Source organism: Frankia sp. CoWAU3, assembly GCF_977971855.1.
This window is the reverse complement of record NZ_CDWWXB010000149.1, coordinates 1494-2035: the sequence shown is the minus strand read 5'-3', so window position 1 is coordinate 2035 and position 542 is coordinate 1494. Positions and strand designations below refer to the sequence as shown.

At 75.6% G+C, this 542-nt stretch carries 1 protein-coding gene; it reads left to right on the top strand.

Going from position 1 to position 542, the window contains the following annotated elements; translation table 11 throughout:
• Window positions 1–542: ketopantoate reductase family protein (locus AC08ON_RS13120; RefSeq protein WP_476617066.1), on the top strand; the 542-nt coding region annotated here is incomplete at both ends.

Below are 542 nucleotides of genomic sequence, written 5' to 3'. Positions count from 1 at the left end.
GGGTGTTCGCCGCGGCCGGCGTGGAGACCGCCGGAGTCTGTCCGGACGACGGGCTCGACCTGTCCGGCCTCGTTCTGCACGAGATCCCCGGCTTCTCTCGGGAGGGCAGCTCCACCTGGCAGAGCCTGGCGCGTGGCGGGTCGGTCGAGTCGGACTTCCTCAACGGCGAGATCGTGCTGCTGGCCCGCCTGCACGGGCTGGCGGCACCGGTCAACGCCGGGGTGCAGCGGCGGATCGCCACCGCGGCGCGCACCGGCACGCCGCCGGGCGGATTCGACCAGGCCGACCTCGCCGCCCTGCTGGCCCCGGCACCTGCCGGCGTGGCCCCGGATGCCGGCAGGACACGTGCCGGCGTGGCGCTCGGGGAGGTCCTCGTCAACGTGAGGCGTCTGCACGACGAGCTGCTCTCGCCCGGCCCGCCGCTGCTGCTCGACGTCCGCTGGGCCCTGGGTGACCCGCACGGGCACGACCACTACCGCGAGGGCCACCTGCCGGGCGCGGTCTACGTCGACCTGGACACCGAGCTCGCCGCCGCACCGGGC